The sequence below is a fragment of the Pseudomonas sp. PAMC 26793 genome, from assembly GCF_000313235.1.
Lineage (GTDB): Bacteria > Pseudomonadota > Gammaproteobacteria > Pseudomonadales > Pseudomonadaceae > Aquipseudomonas > Aquipseudomonas yamanorum.
This window is the reverse complement of record NZ_AMXG01000036.1, coordinates 144,877-161,028: the sequence shown is the minus strand read 5'-3', so window position 1 is coordinate 161,028 and position 16,152 is coordinate 144,877. Positions and strand designations below refer to the sequence as shown.

The 16,152-nt window shown below is 59.5% G+C and carries 16 protein-coding genes; 13 read left to right on the top strand and 3 right to left on the bottom strand.

Going from position 1 to position 16,152, the window contains the following annotated elements:
• The first annotated feature begins 12 nt into the window (after positions 1-12).
• Positions 13-1,368: a tryptophan--tRNA ligase gene (locus D109_RS0115845; RefSeq protein ID WP_017477755.1), complete on the top strand. Its 1,356-nt coding sequence runs from the start codon at positions 13-15 to the stop codon at positions 1,366-1,368.
• Positions 1,369-1,446: 78 nt separating this feature from the next.
• Positions 1,447-2,541, top strand: a complete 1,095-nt coding sequence (gene zapE, locus D109_RS0115840; protein WP_026078003.1) for a cell division protein ZapE — start codon at positions 1,447-1,449, stop codon at positions 2,539-2,541.
• A 123-nt stretch (positions 2,542-2,664) separates the two neighbouring features.
• Here the strand turns inward: zapE and D109_RS0115835 are convergent, their stop codons facing one another.
• A complete protein-coding gene (locus D109_RS0115835; protein ID WP_172834601.1) occupies positions 2,665-3,585 on the bottom strand; it encodes a GlxA family transcriptional regulator in 921 nt (306 codons plus the stop codon).
• Positions 3,586-3,805: 220 nt separating this feature from the next.
• Between D109_RS0115835 and D109_RS0115830 the strand changes: the two genes are divergently transcribed.
• On the top strand, positions 3,806-4,942 hold the full coding sequence (locus D109_RS0115830; RefSeq protein WP_026078002.1) for an acyl-CoA dehydrogenase family protein: 1,137 nt from the start codon (positions 3,806-3,808) through the stop codon (positions 4,940-4,942).
• 123 nt (positions 4,943-5,065) lie between these two features.
• Here the strand turns inward: D109_RS0115830 and D109_RS0115825 are convergent, their stop codons facing one another.
• Positions 5,066-6,106: an NADP(H)-dependent aldo-keto reductase gene (locus D109_RS0115825; RefSeq protein ID WP_017477751.1), complete on the bottom strand. Its 1,041-nt coding sequence runs from the start codon at positions 6,104-6,106 to the stop codon at positions 5,066-5,068.
• A gap of 248 nt (positions 6,107-6,354) precedes the next feature.
• Between D109_RS0115825 and rplM the strand changes: the two genes are divergently transcribed.
• The 8 genes from rplM (at position 6,355) to D109_RS0115785 (ending at position 12,164) form a co-directional block, all read left to right on the top strand.
• On the top strand, positions 6,355-6,783 hold the full coding sequence (gene rplM / locus D109_RS0115820) for a 50S ribosomal protein L13 (protein ID WP_003216032.1): 429 nt from the start codon (positions 6,355-6,357) through the stop codon (positions 6,781-6,783).
• A gap of 14 nt (positions 6,784-6,797) precedes the next feature.
• Positions 6,798-7,190 (top strand): 30S ribosomal protein S9, encoded by a 393-nt coding sequence (rpsI, locus tag D109_RS0115815; protein WP_003216038.1) that lies wholly within the window; start codon positions 6,798-6,800, stop codon positions 7,188-7,190.
• Positions 7,191-7,456: 266 nt separating this feature from the next.
• A complete protein-coding gene (gene petA, locus D109_RS0115810; RefSeq protein WP_017477750.1) occupies positions 7,457-8,053 on the top strand; it encodes a ubiquinol-cytochrome c reductase iron-sulfur subunit in 597 nt (198 codons plus the stop codon).
• The gene (locus D109_RS0115805; protein WP_017477749.1) at positions 8,053-9,264 is read left to right on the top strand and encodes a cytochrome bc complex cytochrome b subunit; all 1,212 of its coding nucleotides are present in this window, start codon (positions 8,053-8,055) and stop codon (positions 9,262-9,264) included. The genes petA and D109_RS0115805 overlap by 1 nt, the downstream gene beginning before the upstream one ends.
• Entirely contained in the window at positions 9,264-10,043 is a 780-nt protein-coding gene (locus tag D109_RS0115800; protein WP_017477748.1) for a cytochrome c1, read from the top strand. The genes D109_RS0115805 and D109_RS0115800 overlap by 1 nt, the downstream gene beginning before the upstream one ends.
• Before the next feature lie 145 nt (positions 10,044-10,188).
• Positions 10,189-10,806, top strand: coding sequence for a glutathione S-transferase N-terminal domain-containing protein (locus tag D109_RS0115795; RefSeq protein WP_010170749.1), 618 nt, complete (start codon positions 10,189-10,191; stop codon positions 10,804-10,806).
• A gap of 17 nt (positions 10,807-10,823) precedes the next feature.
• Positions 10,824-11,243 carry a ClpXP protease specificity-enhancing factor gene (locus D109_RS0115790; RefSeq protein WP_017477747.1) on the top strand — a complete coding sequence of 140 codons (420 nt, stop codon included), beginning with the start codon at positions 10,824-10,826 and terminating at the stop codon, positions 11,241-11,243.
• A 171-nt stretch (positions 11,244-11,414) separates the two neighbouring features.
• Positions 11,415-12,164 (top strand): FadR/GntR family transcriptional regulator, encoded by a 750-nt coding sequence (locus D109_RS0115785; protein ID WP_008437251.1) that lies wholly within the window; start codon positions 11,415-11,417, stop codon positions 12,162-12,164.
• 166 nt (positions 12,165-12,330) lie between these two features.
• On the opposite strand, the gene D109_RS0115780 is transcribed toward D109_RS0115785, so the two are convergent.
• Positions 12,331-13,485 (bottom strand): hypothetical protein, encoded by a 1,155-nt coding sequence (locus tag D109_RS0115780; protein ID WP_017477746.1) that lies wholly within the window; start codon positions 13,483-13,485, stop codon positions 12,331-12,333.
• Between the two features lie 224 nt (positions 13,486-13,709).
• Here D109_RS0115780 and kdgD point away from each other — a divergent pair, with 224 nt between their 5' ends.
• Together kdgD and D109_RS0115770 are read left to right on the top strand one after the other, a co-directional pair.
• Positions 13,710-14,621 (top strand): 5-dehydro-4-deoxyglucarate dehydratase, encoded by a 912-nt coding sequence (kdgD, locus tag D109_RS0115775; RefSeq protein ID WP_003216058.1) that lies wholly within the window; start codon positions 13,710-13,712, stop codon positions 14,619-14,621.
• A 54-nt stretch (positions 14,622-14,675) separates the two neighbouring features.
• Positions 14,676-16,121 carry an aldehyde dehydrogenase family protein gene (locus D109_RS0115770; RefSeq protein ID WP_003216060.1) on the top strand — a complete coding sequence of 482 codons (1,446 nt, stop codon included), beginning with the start codon at positions 14,676-14,678 and terminating at the stop codon, positions 16,119-16,121.
• Positions 16,122-16,152: the final 31 nt, after the last annotated feature.

The following is a 16,152-nucleotide window of genomic DNA, read 5'->3' as shown; positions in this document are numbered from 1 at the left end:
AAGCGATCACCCATGACGACCCGTACCCGCATCCTTACCGGCATCACCACCACCGGCACGCCGCACCTGGGCAACTACGCCGGCGCGATTCGCCCGGCGATCCTTGCCAGCCAGGACGCCAACGCCGACTCCTTTTACTTCCTGGCCGACTACCACGCCCTGATCAAGTGCGATGACCCGCAGCGCATCCAGCGCTCGCGCATGGAAATCGCTGCGACCTGGCTGGCCGGTGGCCTGGATGTGAACCGGGTGACGTTCTACCGTCAGTCCGACATCCCGGAAATCCCCGAGCTGACCTGGTTGCTGACCTGCGTGGCGGCCAAGGGCCTGCTCAACCGTGCGCACGCCTACAAGGCCTCGGTGGACAAGAACTTGGAGAACGGCGAAGACCCGGATGCGGGCATCACCATGGGCCTGTACAGCTACCCGGTGCTGATGGCCGCGGACATCCTGATGTTCAACGCCCACAAGGTGCCGGTCGGTCGTGACCAGATCCAGCACGTGGAAATGGCCCGTGACATCGGCCAGCGCTTCAACCACCTGTTCGGCAACGGTAAAGAATTCTTCACCATGCCCGAGGCGCTGATTGAAGAAAGCGTCGCCACCTTGCCAGGCCTGGATGGCCGCAAGATGTCGAAGAGCTACGACAACACCATCCCGTTGTTCACCAGCGCCAAGGACATGAAGGACGCGATCTCGCGGATCGTCACCGACTCCCGCGCGCCGGGCGAAGCCAAGGATCCGGACAACTCGCACCTGTTCACCCTGTACCAGGCATTTGCCACCAAGGCCCAGGAAGAAGCGTTCCGCGGCGAGCTGCTGCAAGGCCTGGGCTGGGGCGAGGCGAAGAACCGTCTGTTCCAGTTGCTGGACGGCCAACTGGGCGAAGCGCGCGAGCGTTACCACCAGTTGATGTCGCGTCCGTCGGACATGGAAGACCTGCTGCTGATCGGCGCCCGTAAAGCCCGTGCCGTGGCTGCACCGTTCCTGGCCGAGCTGCGTGAAGCGGTGGGCCTGCGTTCGTTCGTCAACCCGGTCGCCGTTGCCGCTACCACCAAGAAAAAAGCGGCGAAAGCTGCACGTTTTGTCAGCTTCCGCGAAGACGACGGCAGCTTCCGCTTCCGTTTGCTGGCGGCCGAAGGCGAGCAACTGCTGCTGTCGCGTAACTTTGCCGACGGTAAAACCGCCGGCGCGGTGACCAAGCAGCTGCAATCGGGCCAGGCGCTGGATGTACGCAGCGAGGCCCTGAGCTTCAGCGTATGGCTGGAAGGTGCTGCTGTCGCCGATAGCCCGGCGTTCGCCGACAGCGCCTCGCGGGATGCCGCGATCGAAGCCTTACGCGTTGCGTTGACCCCAATCGAGGATTAACCCGACCAAGGGTTGATTGCCATTCTTCAGGGCCGTCGTTACAGTGGCGGCCCGTTTTTGTTGCCTTGCTAACGAATTATGACGCCCCTAGAACGATATCAAGCTGATCTGAAACGCCCTGAATTCTTCCATGACGCTGCCCAGGAAACTGCGGTGCGTCATTTGCAGCGCCTGTACGACGATCTGGTCCAGGCCTCGCAGAACAAGCCGGGCATGTTCAGCAAGTTGTTTGGCAAGAAAGACCACACGCCGGTCAAGGGCTTGTACTTCTGGGGTGGCGTTGGCCGGGGCAAGACTTACCTGGTCGATACCTTCTTTGAAGCGCTGCCGTTCAAGGAAAAGGTCCGTACTCACTTCCATCGCTTCATGAAGCGCGTGCACGAAGAGATGAAGACCCTGCCGGGCGAGAAGAACCCGCTCACCATCATCGCCAAGCGTTTCTCGGAAGAAGCCCGGGTGATCTGTTTCGATGAGTTCTTCGTCTCCGACATCACCGACGCGATGATCCTCGGCACCTTGATGGAGGAGCTGTTCAAGAACGGCGTGACCCTGGTCGCCACCTCGAACATCGTGCCTGACGGCCTGTACAAGGACGGCCTGCAACGTGCGCGCTTCCTGCCGGCCATCGCCCTGATCAAGCAGAACACCGACATCGTCAACGTCGACAGCGGCGTCGACTACCGCCTGCGTCACCTTGAGCAAGCCGAACTGTTCCACTTCCCGCTCAATGAAGTGGCCCAGGAAAGCCTGCGCAAGAGCTTCCGTGCCCTGACGCCGGAATGCACCCAAGCGGTGGAAAACGACAAGTTGATCATCGAAAACCGCGAAATTATCGCGCTGCGCACCTGCGACGACGTGGCCTGGTTCGACTTCCGCGAACTGTGTGACGGCCCTCGCAGCCAGAACGACTACATCGAACTGGGCAAGATCTTCCACGCGGTGATCCTGAGCGGCGTCGAGCAGATGAGCGTCACCACCGACGACATCGCGCGGCGCTTTATCAACATGGTCGACGAATTCTACGACCGTAACGTCAAGCTGATCATCTCGGCGGAAGTCGAACTCAAGGACCTCTACACCGGCGGCCGCTTGAACTTCGAGTTCCAACGGACCTTGAGCCGCTTGCTGGAAATGCAGTCCCACGAGTTCCTGTCGCGGGCGCACAAGCCTTAAGCGCTAGCCCCCTGTAGGAGCGAGCTTGCTCGCGAAGAACTCAAGGACAACGCGGGGCTTCAGATGCCCCGCGTTTTCGTTAACGACCTTCGCGAGCAAGCTCGCTCCTACAGTAAGGGCGGCCTATGCCGCCTGCTGGAATTGCTGGCGGTACTGGTTGGGCGACAACTCGGTGTGCTGCCGGAACAGCCGTGCAAAGAAGCTTGCGTCGTCGTAACCCACTTCATAACTGATGGTCTTGATGCTTTTTCGGCTGCCGGACAGCAAGCCCTTGGCCGTCTCGATTCGCAACCGTTGCAGGTAATGCAGCGGCTTGTCGCCGGTGGCGGTCTGGAAGCGGCGCATGAAATTGCGGATGCTCATACCGTGTTCCCGGGCCACGTCTTCGAAGCGGAACTTGTCGGCGAAGTGCTCTTCGAGCCAATGCTGGATCTGCAGGATGATCACGTCCTGATGCAGCTTCTGGCCGCCAAAACCGATGCGCCCGGGGGCGTAGCTGCGTTGCACTTCATAGAGGATGTCGCGGGCCACGGCCTGGGCGATGTTGGCGCCGCAGAAGCGTTCGATCAGGTAGATATAGAGGTCGCAGGCCGAGGTGGTGCCGCCGGCGCAGTAGAGGTTGTCGGCGTCGGTCAGGTGCTTGTCCTGGTTCAGTTGCACCTTGGGAAAGCGTTCGCTGAAGGCGTTGAAGAAGCGCCAGTAGGTGGTCGCTTCCTTGCCGTCCAGCAGGCCGGCTTCGGCGAGCCAGAACACGCCGGTGGCTTCGCCGCACAGCACGGCGCCACGGGCATGTTGTTCGCGCAGCCAGGGCAGCACTTGGGGGTAGCGTTGGCACAACGAGTCGAAGTCGTCCCAGAAGGCCGGGAGCACGATGATGTCGGCGTTTTCGAGGCCGCCGTCCACCGGCATGATCACATCGCTGAAGCTGCGTACCGATTGCCCGTCGGGGCTGACCAGGCGTGTTTCGAAAGCGGGAGTAAGGCCCTGGCCCAGCTGTTTGCCGTAGCGCAGGCTCGCGAGGTGGAAGAAATCCTTGGCTTGCATGAGGGTTGAAGCGAATACCCGATCAATGGCCAAAATGCTGACGCGCCGCAAAGGCGTGGAGATTTGGTTAGACATAATTTCATTTATTCTTATAGGGGAAAGTGGTCACCAGACGGCTGGATCGTCTTATTTTTTGTCGCATGTGTCCAGTGTCCTGTGACGCCTTCGCGGCTTAGGCTCTGTGATCCCGGTCTTGTCCGACAATTCACGCAGGTGACCCATGATTCCCAGAACCTTGTTCAGCTCGGAGCACGAACTCTTCCGCCAGAGCGTGCGCACCTTCCTCGAAAAAGACGCGGCACCGTTCCACGGGCAATGGGAAAAGCAGGGCTACATCGACCGTAACCTGTGGAACAAGGCAGGGGAGGCGGGGATGCTCTGCTCGCATTTGCCGGAGGAGTACGGCGGCCTCGGGGCGGACTTTCTCTACAGCGCCGTGGTGATCGAAGAGATCAGTCGCCTGGGGCTGACCGGGATCGGTTTCTCCCTGCATTCGGACATTGTCGCGCCATACATCCTGCATTACGGCAGTGAGGCGCTGAAGCACAAGTACCTGCCCAAGTTGATCTCCGGGGAGATGGTCACGGCCATCGCCATGACCGAACCGGGGGCCGGGTCCGACCTGCAAGGGGTCAAGACCACGGCTGTGCTGGACGGTGATGAATATGTGATCAACGGCTCCAAGACGTTTATCACCAATGGCTTCCTCGCGGACCTGGTGATTGTCGTCGCCAAGACCGACCCCAAGGCCGGCGCCAAAGGCACCAGTCTGTTTCTAGTGGAAGCCAACACGCCGGGCTTCGACAAGGGCAAGCGCCTGGAGAAGGTCGGGATGAAGGCCCAGGATACGTCGGAGCTGTTCTTCCAGGATGTGCGAGTGCCCAAGGAGAATCTGCTGGGGCAGGCGGGGATGGGCTTTGCCTATCTGATGCAGGAGCTGCCGCAGGAGCGTTTGACGGTGGCCATCGGGGCGTTGTCGTCAGCCGAGGCGGCGTTGCAATGGACGCTGGAGTACACCCGCGACCGCAAGGCGTTCGGCAAGGCGATCATCGACTTCCAGAACACCCGCTTCAAACTGGCGGAGATTGCGACGGAAGCCCAGATTGGCCGGGTGTTTGTCGACAAGTGCATGGAACTGCACCTCGAAGGCAAGCTTGATGTGCCGACGGCCGCGATGGCCAAGTACTGGGCCACAGACCTGCAATGCAAGGTGCTGGATGAGTGTGTGCAACTGCACGGGGGTTACGGTTTCATGTGGGAATACCCGATTGCACGGGCCTGGGCGGATGCGCGGGTGCAGCGGATTTATGCGGGGACGAATGAGATCATGAAGGAGATTATTGCGCGGGCGCTTTGAATTCCTGGTGTTTTTGAGGGCCTCTTCGCGAGCAAGCCCGCTCCCACATTCGACCGGGTTCCACCTTTGGAATGCAGTCGAATGTGGGAGCGGGCTTGCTCGCGAAGGCGGTCTAGGAATCAATCAAGGCGCAGGATTCGGATGGTCCTTCTGGATCACCTCAATCCCCGCCAGCACCTCATCCGACAGTTTCAGGTCGGCACTGGCGATGTTGCTGTCCAACTGCTCCAGGGTCGTGGCGCCAATGATGTTGCTGGTCACGAACGGTTGCTGGGTCACAAACGCCAATGCCATCTGCGCCGGGTCCAGGCCGTGCTCACGGGCCAGTGCCACGTAACGGCTGCACGCAGCTTCCGATTGCGGGTTGAAGTAGCGGCTGAAGCGGCTATAGAGGCTCAGGCGACCCTTGGCCGGGCGTGCGCCGCCTTCGTACTTGCCACTGAGCATGCCGAACGCCAGTGGCGAATACGCCAGCAAACCACATTGCTCACGGATGGCGATTTCCGCCAGGCCCACTTCAAAGCTGCGGTTGAGCAGGTTGTAAGGGTTCTGGATCGATACCGCACGGGTCCAGCCGCGGGCTTCGGCCAGGGCCAGGAACTTCATGGTGCCCCACGGGGTTTCGTTGGACAGGCCAATGTGGCGGATCTTGCCGGCCTTGACCTGCTCATCCAGCGCTTCAAGGGTTTCTTCCAGCGGCGTCAGGTCTTCTTCGGCCTTGTGCTTGTAGCCCAGCTGTCCGAAAAAGTTGGTGCTGCGCTCGGGCCAGTGCAGCTGGTAGAGGTCGATCCAGTCGGTTTGCAGGCGCTTGAGGCTTGCATCCAGGGCTTCGACGATGTGCTTGCGGTTGTGCTTGAGGCTGCCATCGCGGATGTAGTCGATGGTGTTGCCGGGGCCGGCGATCTTGCTGGCGAGGATCCAGTCGGCACGGTCGCCGCGGCTTTTGAAGTAATTACCGATGTAGCGCTCGGTGGTGGCGTAGGTATCTGCCTTGGGCGGTACCGGGTACATTTCCGCGGTGTCGAGGAAGTTGATCCCGGCGGCCTTGGCCCGCTCGATCTGTGCGAAGGCCTCTGCCTCGCTGTTCTGCTCGCCCCAGGTCATGGTGCCCAAGGCTATCGCGCTCACGTTCAGATCGGTTCGGCCCAGCTGTCGATAGTCCATCGGGTACTCCTTCAGGGAAAACAATCATAAAAGCAGGTTGAAATTTTTTTGGCAATCTGCATAATTGCCCACCTCTTTCTGCAGTGGAAGTGATGCGCCGCCTGCCGAAGAATCTTGCCGTTGAACGGACGCGCCGACCCGAGCCCCCGATAGCGTCTGTATCCGGCTGCCTTTGACTTGTCAAAGTACGCACTATTCAGTAAGATCCGCCGTCTAATTTACAGGGCGGCCCCTGAGGCTATTAAAGAATGACAACTTTTACTGCAAAACCAGAAACAGTTCAGCGCGACTGGTTTGTCGTCGACGCCGCTGGTCAGACCCTGGGTCGTCTGGCCACTGAAGTCGCCAGCCGTCTGCGTGGCAAGCACAAGCCTGAGTACACCCCTCACGTTGATACCGGTGACTACATTGTCATCATCAACGCTGAGCAGGTACGTGTTACCGGCAACAAAGCGCAAGACAAAATGTACTACCGTCACTCCGGTTTCCCAGGCGGTATCAAGTCTTCGAACTTCGAAGGCCTGATCTCCAAAAAGCCTGAAGCCCCGATTGAAATCGCGGTCAAAGGTATGCTGCCGAAGGGCCCACTGGGTCGCGACATGTATCGCAAGCTGAAAGTCTATGCGGGCGCTGCTCACCCTCATGCTGCTCAGCAGCCCCAAGAACTGAAGTTTTAACGGAATAGTTCATTATGTCGGCGACTCAAAATTACGGCACTGGCCGTCGCAAAACCGCTACCGCTCGCGTTTTCCTGCGTCCGGGTACTGGTAACATCTCGATCAACAACCGCACTCTGGAAAACTTCTTCGGTCGCGAAACTGCCCGCATGGTAGTTCGTCAGCCGCTGGAATTGACCGAGACCGTTGAAAAGTTCGACATCTACGTCACCGTTATCGGTGGCGGTGTAAGTGGTCAAGCTGGCGCAATCCGCCACGGTATCACTCGCGCTCTGATGCAGTACGACGAAACCCTGCGTGGCGCTCTGCGCAAAGCTGGCTTCGTGACTCGCGATGCTCGTGAAGTTGAACGTAAGAAAGTTGGTCTGCGTAAAGCGCGTAAGCGTCCGCAGTACTCGAAGCGTTAATTCGCTTTTACGTTCCAGAAAACGCCCAGCCTCCTCACGGAGCTGGGCGTTTTTTATTGCCTGCTATTTATGTAAAAAAATCTCTGTGACAACTTGCCACATCCGTAGAGCCCCTATACTCAAAGGCTTGGAGCCAGTGCCGGGGGTAATTACCTTGTCAGACGTGGGGCTTTTCATTACCATTCGGCAAAATTTTTATAAGTTCAGATTTAACACTTAGTAGACGCCTGATTTAACAGGCCACAAAGCTGATGGGAGAGGACTGAATGAGCAATGACGGCGTGAATGCAGGCCGGCGTCGCTTCTTGGTAGCAGCCACATCCGTGGTGGGTGCTGCAGGAGCGGTGGGGGCTGCGGTCCCGTTCGTGGGGTCATGGTTTCCCAGTGCCAAGGCGAAAGCCGCAGGTGCACCGGTGAAGGTGAATATCAGCAAGATCGACCCAGGCCAGCAAATGATTGCTGAATGGCGCGGTCAGCCAGTGTTCATCGTTCGTCGTACCGAGGAAATCCTGGGAAATCTGAAGAAGATCGAGGGCCAGCTGTCCGACCCCGACTCGAAGAATTCCGACCAACCCGCTTACGTCGATAAGGAAATTCGCTCGATCAAGCCGGAGATTCTGCTGCTGATCGGTATCTGCACCCACTTGGGTTGCTCTCCCACCTTCCGCCCGGAAGTGGCGCCTGCGGATCTGGGCAAGGACTGGGTCGGGGGCTATTTCTGCCCGTGCCATGGTTCTCACTACGACCTCGCTGGCCGCGTCTACAAGTCACAACCCGCACCACTGAACCTGCCAGTTCCGCCACATCACTACGAGACTGACAGTGTCATTGTCATTGGCGTCGACGAGGGGGAGAAAGCCTGATGAGCAAGTTCATGGATTGGGTGGATGCGCGCTTCCCCGCGACCAAAATGTGGGAAGACCATCTCAGCAAGTACTACGCACCGAAGAATTTCAACTTCTTCTATTTCTTTGGCTCCCTGGCACTTTTGGTACTGGTCAACCAGATCGTTACCGGTGTCTGGCTGACGATGAGCTACACCCCGTCGGCCGAAGAAGCCTTCGCCTCCGTCGAATACATCATGCGCGACGTCGAGTACGGCTCGATCCTGCGTCTGCTGCACTCCACCGGCGCCTCGGCGTTCTTCATCGTCGTCTACATGCACATGTTCCGTGGCTTGCTCTACGGGTCGTACCAGAAGCCCCGTGAGCTGGTGTGGGTGTTCGGCATGCTGATCTACCTGGCGCTGATGGCCGAGGCCTTCATGGGCTACCTGCTGCCGTGGGGCCAGATGTCCTACTGGGGTGCCCAGGTGATCATCTCGCTGTTTGGTGCGATCCCGGTCATCGGCAACGACCTGACCCAGTGGATTCGTGGTGACTACCTGATCTCCGGGATCACCCTGAACCGCTTCTTCGCCTTGCACGTGGTGGCCTTGCCGATCGTGATTCTCGGCCTGGTGGTGCTGCACATCCTGGCGCTGCACGAAGTGGGTTCGAACAACCCCGACGGCGTGGACATCAAGAAGCACAAGGACGAAAACGGCGTACCGCTGGACGGCATTCCGTTCCACCCGTACTACACCGTGAAAGATATCGTCGGCGTGGTGGTGTTCCTGTTCATCTTCTGCTCGATCGTGTTCTTTTTCCCGGAGATGGGCGGTTATTTCCTCGAGAAGCCGAACTTCGAACAGGCGAACGCCTTCAAGACCCCGGAACACATTGCCCCGGTCTGGTACTTCACCCCGTTCTACGCGATCTTACGCGCGATTCCCGACAAACTCATGGGCGTCATGGCCATGGGCGCGGCGATTGCGGTGCTGTTCGTGCTGCCTTGGCTCGACCGTAGCCCGGTCAAGTCCATGCGCTACAAGGGCTGGCTGAGCAAGATCTGGCTGTGGGTGTTCTGCATCGCGTTCGTGATCCTGGGTGTACTGGGTGTACTGGCGCCGACCCCGGAGCGTACGTTGCTGTCGCAGGTCTGCACCTTCCTGTACTTCGCCTACTTCATTCTGATGCCGTTCTACACCCGGCTCGAGAAGACCAAACCGGTACCGGAAAGGGTGACTGGCTGATGAAAAAATTATTCGTTGCATTCATTCTTGCGGCCCTGCCGCTGCTGTCTTTCGCCGCTGAACACGGCCCAGAGCTGGAAAAAGTCGACATCGACGTGTCGGACAAGGCCGCGATGCAGGACGGGCTGCGTACGTTCACCAACTATTGCATGGGCTGCCACAGTGCCAAGTTCCAGCGTTATGAGCGTGTGGCCGACGACTTGGGCATCCCCCATGACGTGATGCTCAGCCACTCGGTGTTCACCGGCGCGAAGATCGGCGACCACATGACCATCGGCATGCAACCGGCCGACGCCAAGACCTGGTTCGGGGCTGCGCCGCCCGACCTCACCCTGGTGGCTCGTGTGCGTGGCACCGATTGGCTCTACGGCTACCTGAAATCCTTCTACGAAGACCCGTCGCGTCCCTACGGCGTGAACAACAAAGTGTTCCCGAACGTCGGTATGCCGAACGTTCTGGTCGGCCTGCAAGGCCGCCAAGTGGTAGGATGCAAGCAAGTACAAATCGTCGAAGACGGCAAGAAGCAGTATGATCCGCTCACCGGTACGCCTTTGACTCATGAAGCGTGCGATCAGATGACCATAGTGCCGAAGACCGGCGCGCTGAACGAAGAGCAGTTCGACGAGAAGGTCAAGAATCTGGTGACCTTCCTGGCCTACTCGGCCAACCCAGTGAAGCTGCAGCATCAGCGCATTGGTACCTATGTGTTGCTGTACCTGGCCTTCCTCTTCGTGTTCGCCTATCTGCTGAAACGCGAATACTGGAAGGATGTGCATTGATCCAACCGTAAGTAATTGCTGTTAATCTTGCGCGCCCAGCGGCATCTCTGAAGGTAAGTCTGGTTTATCCAGGCGTCACGGAGATGCTCACTGGGCGCGCTCGTTTTTGAGCTTCCGATAATTTCAACAAGCGAGGAGGACCGCCATGGGCGTGACCAATCGGTTGGCCTGTTACTCCGACCCCGCCGACCACTATTCCCACCGAGTACGCATCGTGCTCGCAGAGAAGGGTGTCAGCGCAGAGATCATCACTGTAGAGGCAGGTCGTCACCCGCCGAAACTGATCGAAGTGAACCCTTACGGCAGCTTGCCCACCCTGGTCGATCGTGACCTGGCGTTGTGGGAGTCAACCGTGGTGATGGAATACTTGGATGAGCGTTATCCCCATCCGCCGTTGTTGCCGGTTTATCCGGTGGCACGTGCCAACAGCCGCCTGCTGATCCATCGGATCCAGCGTGACTGGTGTGGCCTGGTGGACCTGATTCTGGATTCACGCAGCAAAGAAGCGGCCCGGGTTCAGGCGCGCAAGGAATTGCGCGAGAGTCTGACCGGTGTTTCGCCGTTATTTGCCGACAAACCTTTTTTCCTCAGCGAGGAACAAAGTCTGGTGGATTGCTGCCTATTACCCATACTCTGGCGCTTGCCGATTTTGGGCATTGAATTGCCGCGGCCTGCCAAGCCGCTGCTTGACTACATGGAGCGCCAGTTTGCGCGTGAGGCTTTCCAGGCGAGTCTGTCTGGTGTCGAACGCGATATGCGCTAAGGCTTAAGGAGCCGTTGATGAACTCCAGTCGACCTTACCTGGTCCGCGCGCTCTATGAGTGGATAGTGGACAACGATTGCACCCCGCACATGCTGGTCAATTCCGAGTTTCCCGCGGTTCAGGTACCGCAAGGTTTTGCCAGTGACGGACAAATCGTCCTGAACGTTTCACCCAGTGCCGTGCGACACCTGCACATGGACAATGAGGCGGTCAGCTTCGAAGGGCGTTTCGGCGGCGTGCCGCATACGCTGTTCGTGCCCATCGGCGCCATCCTCGGGATTTACGCCCGGGAAAATGGCCAGGGCATGGTGTTTGATCTGGAGTCGTCCCTTGCGGATGACGAAGCGATCGAGCTCGAAGGCGAAGATGATGTGCCGCCGCCGGATTCCGAGCCACCGCGTCCAAGCGGTCGGCCGAGTCTGAAAGTGGTGAAGTAACAAGGCGCAGGCCCTCGGGCCAGTGTTGAAAATGCCTCGGCGATGCCGGGGCATTTTTTTTGTCTGGCGAAAACCCCGTCGTATATAGATGAAAGTCATGACAGGACGGTGATCGTACAACCGCCATGGGCTATCATGCGTGCTTCAGATCGCCGAGACAGATGATTCATCATGGAAAACTCCAGCGCCGCCCCTCGTCTTCCCCGCAAGCGCCGCAGCCTTGCCCAGGAATTGGTCACGGTGTTGTCCGAGCAGATCCGCGACGGCCAACTGAAACGTGGCGATAAACTGCCCACCGAGTCGGCGATCATGGACGCCCATGGGGTCAGCCGCACCGTGGTGCGTGAAGCCATCTCGCGATTGCAGGCGGCCGGGCAGGTGGAAACCCGCCATGGCATCGGCACCTTTGTGCTGGATACGCCAAGCCCCAGCGGTTTCCGGATAGACCCGGCCACTGTCGTTACCCTGCGTGATGTACTGGCCATCCTTGAACTGCGGATCAGCCTGGAAGTGGAGTCTGCCGGGCTTGCTGCCCAGCGGCGTAGCGACGAGCAATTGGCAGGGATGCGTGCTGCCCTCGATGCCCTGAACGAAAGTGCGGCCCACGCCGGTGATGCGGTGGCGTCGGACTTCCAGTTCCACCTGCAGATTGCCCTGTCCACCGGCAACCGCTACTTCACCGACATCATGACCCACCTGGGCACCAGCATCATTCCGCGCACGCGGCTGAACTCGGCACGCCTGGCCCATGATGACCAGCAGCACTACATGAGCCGCCTGAGCCGCGAACACGAAGAGATCTATGAGGCGATCGCTCGCCAGGACTCGGATGCGGCACGGGCGGCCATGCGGTTACACCTGACCAACAGCCGTGAGCGGCTGCGCCATGCCCATGAAGAGGCGGAAGCGCAGCGCGGTTGATTCCAGGCTGGACGTAAGCGTGTGGTTTGAAAGCTCATTGTGGCGAGGGAGCTTGCTCCCGTTGGGCCGCGCAGCGGCCCCAAAATCCATTCCCCCGTGTTCTTGCTGGGGCTGCTTCGCAGCCCAACGGGAGCAAGCTCCCTCGCCACAGGTTAATGCGTGAGGCTTAACTCATGTCATTCGGCTTGTAGTCCTTGAGCAACAGATACGTACTCCAACCCCACCAGTCATTGGTCCACTGCTTGTCGTTCAGGTTGTTGACGTCCTTGCGCCGCAGCACCTTGTCGCCTTCAGCCTTGAACAGCGGTGAGAAGTTGTTCGCCGGGTTTTGCGCGGCGTTCAGGTCCGGCACATACAGTGGTGCCTTGAAGTTGGCCGGGGAGGGCGCCATGCCGCTGATAAAGGTTTCGAAGATCTCATCCGCCGAAGCCTGTACGGCGCGCCTGACCATGGCCCGGTTGGCCGCGTCGTTGCTGTCGAAATAACGTTTGTCACCGTAGGCGTGCCACTGATCGCCGAAGGCATTGCGCACATTGAGCCCGAACTTGCTGTCTTCATCGTGCATGAAGCGGCTGATCAGCGAGCCCAGTTCACCCGGGGTCACCACCGCCGCCAGTTGCTTGCGTGGTACCCGCAGGTGGCCGGCGGAAAACAGGTCGGTCAAAAAGTGATCAGCAAAGCCGTTCATGGCATAGGCCAGTTCCAGCGCCTGGTCGGTGCCGGTCTGATGAGCGACGACGGCTTGTTGCAGCGCTGCCGTATGCCCCGCCAGATAGGCCGCCAACGCCCATTCGCCGAAGTGGTCGGCATTGTCTGCCGCCAGTTTCAGGTAGCGTCCCAGTGGAATCAGCGCCGACACGACGCTGCCGCCGCCGGTGATGCGGTTCCATTCTTCGGACAAGGTGTCACCCAGTGCGTCATACGCTTCATGGGGTTGCTTGCCATCCTTGATCGCCTGGTTGACTGCATTGATCTCCTTTTGCATCACCGCGAGGATCTTGCCCGCTTCCTCTCGCGATGCCGGCAATACCGCCAACGAGTTGAACGCATCGGTAAAGCGCTGCACGCGGTCAGCAGGCGACGCTCCCTCGTTGATGGGGCGCCCGGGAATGCCATAGAAATCACCGCCCAGGGCGATGATCTGGCCGTAGCTCAGGGCCAGGCCATTAGGCAGGTGCAATTCAACCTGCCGGGCGGGAATCGGCGGGGCGTCCTTGGCGAAGCGCAACAGGGTGTCGTCGCCGATGGCGGTGTGTTCGCCGCCTTCGAAGCGCAGGGTGGGTGGTCTTTTTTCAGGTGTGACGAGTTCAAGATCTGACATGTTAGCTCCTTGCTATGTCGTAGGAATCTTCCGTAATGGCTGTATGCATATACAGTCAGTCCGAGCATAGAGGAAAAACTCCCTACGTCAAGAAAGCAGCAATCGGGGAGGGCAGCGATGAATTGCAGTTGACGAATATTTTTATAGTTGTACGATGACGTACGACATCAAGATAACCGTCCGTAATCTCTCAACAGAAAATCTTCGCCCAGGGTGTTCGAATAATGAATCCACAAGAACTGAAGTCCATCCTCTCTCACGGTCTGCTGTCTTTCCCGGTGACCGATTTCAACGCCCAGGGTGATTTCCACCAGGCGGGCTACATCAAGCGTCTGGAGTGGCTGGCCCCTTACGGCGCTACTGCCTTGTTCGCCGCTGGCGGCACCGGTGAGTTTTTCTCCCTGGCGGCCAGCGAATATTCGCAAGTGGTAAAAACTGCGGTCGATACCTGCGCCACCAGCGTACCGATTCTGGCCGGTGTCGGCGGTGCCACCCGCCAGGCCATCGAGTACGCCCAGGAAGCCGAGCGTCTTGGCGCCAAAGGCCTGCTGCTGCTGCCGCACTACCTGACCGAAGCCAGCCAGGACGGGGTTGCCGCCCACGTTGAAGCGGTGTGCAAGTCGGTCAAGATCGGTGTCGTGGTCTACAACCGCAACGTCTGCCGCCTGACCGCGCCGCTGCTGGAGCGCCTGGCCGAGCGCTGCCCGAACCTGATCGGCTACAAGGACGGCCTGGGTGACATTGAATTGATGGTGTCGATCCGCCGTCGTCTCGGTGATCGTTTCAGCTACCTGGGCGGCTTGCCGACTGCAGAGGTTTACGCTGCTGCCTACAAGGCCCTGGGCGTGCCGGTTTACTCCTCGGCGGTGTTCAACTTCATTCCAAAAACCGCGATGGATTTCTACCACGCCATTGCCCGGGAAGATCACGCCACCGTCGGCAAGATCATCGACGACTTCTTCCTGCCGTACCTCGACATCCGTAACCGCAAGGCCGGTTACGCCGTGAGCATCGTCAAGGCCGGGGCGAAAATCGTCGGCTACGACGCAGGCCCCGTGCGTACGCCGCTGACCGATCTGCTGCCGGAAGAATACGAAGCCCTGGCCGCGTTGATCGACAAGCAAGGCGCGCAATAACCCATCACCAAGGCCGCTGAGTAATCAGCGGCTTTTTGCGTCAGGAGAGAATTCGTGTCCCAAGCCAAGCGTTTTGAAAACTATATCGGTGGCCAGTGGGTTGCCGGTGCCGACTACTCGGCCAACATCAACCCGTCGGAGTTGTCTGATGTCATTGGCGAATACGCCAAGGCTGACCTCGCCCAGGTCCACGCGGCCATCGATGCTGCGCGCGCTGCATTCCCGGCGTGGTCCACTTCCGGCATCCAGGCGCGCCATGACTCCCTGGATAAAGTCGGCACCGAAATCCTCGCCCGCCGCGAAGAGCTGGGCACCCTGCTGGCCCGGGAAGAGGGCAAGACTCTGCCGGAAGCCATCGGCGAAGTGACCCGCGCCGGTAACATCTTCAAATTTTTCGCCGGTGAATGCCTGCGCCTGTCCGGCGACTACCTGCCGTCGGTGCGTCCGGGCGTCAACGTCGAAGTCACCCGCGAAGCCTTGGGCGTGGTTGGCCTGATCACCCCGTGGAACTTCCCGATTGCCATCCCGGCCTGGAAGATCGCCCCGGCCCTGGCCTACGGCAACTGCGTGGTGCTCAAGCCGGCTGAGCTGGTACCGGGCTGCGCCTGGGCCCTGGCTGAAATCATCTCCCGCGCCGGTTTCCCCGCCGGGGTGTTCAACCTGGTGATGGGCAGCGGCCGTGTGGTGGGTGATGCCATGGTCAACAGCCCGAAAGTCGACGGCATCAGTTTCACCGGCTCCGTTGGCGTAGGTCGCCAGATCGCCGTCAGCTGTGTATCGCGCCAGGCCAAGGTGCAGTTGGAAATGGGCGGCAAGAACCCGCAGATCATTCTCGACGACGCCGACCTCAAGCAAGCCGTCGAGCTGTCGGTGCAGAGCGCGTTCTACTCCACCGGCCAGCGTTGCACCGCGTCCAGCCGCTTTATCGTCACCGCCGGGATTCACGACCAGTTCGTCGCGGCCATGGCTGAGCGGATGAAGTCGATCAAAGTCGGCCACGCCCTGAAAACCGGTACCGACATCGGCCCGGTCGTGTCCCAGGCCCAACTGGACCAGGACCTGAAGTACATCGACATCGGCCAGAGCGAAGGTGCCCGGTTGGTCAGCGGTGGTGAACTGGTGACGTGCGACACCGAAGGCTACTTCCTTGCACCGACGCTGTTTGCCGACAGCGAAGCCGCGATGCGCATCAGCCGTGAAGAGATCTTCGGCCCGGTGGCCAACGTGGTCCGCGTGGCGGATTACGAGGCGGCGCTGGCAATGGCCAACGACACCGAGTTCGGCCTCTCGGCCGGTATCGCTACCACGTCGCTGAAATACGCCAATCACTTCAAGCGTCATTCCCAGGCCGGGATGGTGATGGTCAATCTGCCGACTGCCGGCGTGGATTACCACGTTCCATTCGGTGGCCGTAAGGGTTCATCCTACGGTTCGCGTGAGCAGGGTCGCTATGCGCAAGAGTTCTACACCGTGGTGAAAACCAGCTACATCGGTTCGTAACGGCAACATCCTGTGGCGGGTCCGTGCCCGC

Excerpts from the sequence above, each read along its gene's own strand:
- D109_RS0115845 (WP_017477755.1), top strand. The coding sequence starts at position 13 with ATGACGACCCGTACCCGCATCCTTACCGGCATCACCACCACCGGCACG.
- zapE (WP_026078003.1), top strand. The coding sequence starts at position 1,447 with ATGACGCCCCTAGAACGATATCAAGCTGATCTGAAACGCCCTGAATTC.
- D109_RS0115835 (WP_172834601.1), bottom strand. The coding sequence starts at position 3,585 with ATGCAAGCCAAGGATTTCTTCCACCTCGCGAGCCTGCGCTACGGCAAA.
- D109_RS0115830 (WP_026078002.1), top strand. The coding sequence starts at position 3,806 with ATGATTCCCAGAACCTTGTTCAGCTCGGAGCACGAACTCTTCCGCCAG.
- D109_RS0115825 (WP_017477751.1), bottom strand. The coding sequence starts at position 6,106 with ATGGACTATCGACAGCTGGGCCGAACCGATCTGAACGTGAGCGCGATA.
- rplM (WP_003216032.1), top strand. The coding sequence starts at position 6,355 with ATGACAACTTTTACTGCAAAACCAGAAACAGTTCAGCGCGACTGGTTT.
- rpsI (WP_003216038.1), top strand. The coding sequence starts at position 6,798 with ATGTCGGCGACTCAAAATTACGGCACTGGCCGTCGCAAAACCGCTACC.
- petA (WP_017477750.1), top strand. The coding sequence starts at position 7,457 with ATGAGCAATGACGGCGTGAATGCAGGCCGGCGTCGCTTCTTGGTAGCA.
- D109_RS0115805 (WP_017477749.1), top strand. The coding sequence starts at position 8,053 with ATGAGCAAGTTCATGGATTGGGTGGATGCGCGCTTCCCCGCGACCAAA.
- D109_RS0115800 (WP_017477748.1), top strand. The coding sequence starts at position 9,264 with ATGAAAAAATTATTCGTTGCATTCATTCTTGCGGCCCTGCCGCTGCTG.
- D109_RS0115795 (WP_010170749.1), top strand. The coding sequence starts at position 10,189 with ATGGGCGTGACCAATCGGTTGGCCTGTTACTCCGACCCCGCCGACCAC.
- D109_RS0115790 (WP_017477747.1), top strand. The coding sequence starts at position 10,824 with ATGAACTCCAGTCGACCTTACCTGGTCCGCGCGCTCTATGAGTGGATA.
- D109_RS0115785 (WP_008437251.1), top strand. The coding sequence starts at position 11,415 with ATGGAAAACTCCAGCGCCGCCCCTCGTCTTCCCCGCAAGCGCCGCAGC.
- D109_RS0115780 (WP_017477746.1), bottom strand. The coding sequence starts at position 13,485 with ATGTCAGATCTTGAACTCGTCACACCTGAAAAAAGACCACCCACCCTG.
- kdgD (WP_003216058.1), top strand. The coding sequence starts at position 13,710 with ATGAATCCACAAGAACTGAAGTCCATCCTCTCTCACGGTCTGCTGTCT.